A 617-nucleotide genomic window follows, 5' to 3' on the forward strand; every position below is an offset into this window, starting at 1 on the left:
CTGTGGCGCCGCGTGCCGCGCTGGTGCCTGGCCCTGCCGGCGCCGACGGCGGCGCTGGCCGGGGGCGTGCTGCTGGCCTGGGCCTATGCCGTGTTCAGCGGCTGGGGCGTGCCGGCGCAGCGCACGGTGTGCATGCTGGCCACCGTGGCGCTGCTGCGGCTTTCCGGGCGGCGCTGGCCCTGGCCCCAGGTCTGGCTGCTGGCCTGCGCGGTGGTCGTGCTGTCCGATCCCTGGGCGCTGCTGCAGGCGGGGTTCTGGCTGAGCTTCGTCGCGGTGGCGGTGCTTTTTGCTACTGATTCAATAGCAAAGGAGGTAAATGAATCCAGGGCATCGGGCCGATTGGCCGCCATGCTGCGCGAGCAGTGGGTGGTCACGCTCGCCCTCACGCCGCTCACGCTGCTGCTGTTCGGGCAGGTGTCCGTCGTCGGCCTGCTGGCCAACCTGGTGGCGATTCCCTGGATCACGCTGCTGGTCACCCCGCTGGCTTTGGCCGGCACCCTGTGGGCGCCGCTGTGGACCGCCGCCGCGTGGTGCGTGCTGCCGTTTGCCGGCCTGCTGCAGTGGCTGGCCGCGTTGCCGTGGGCCGCGGTGTCGCTGCCCGCCGCTCCGGTGTGGGC

General features: G+C 72.4%; 1 protein-coding gene. It reads left to right on the top strand.

Annotated elements, in window-relative coordinates; all coding sequences use genetic code 11:
* Positions 1-617: ComEC/Rec2 family competence protein (locus tag AC27IO_RS25200; protein WP_498741344.1), on the top strand; the 617-nt coding region annotated here is incomplete at both ends.

It is taken from the genome of Acidovorax sp. KNOB132, assembly GCF_057541515.1.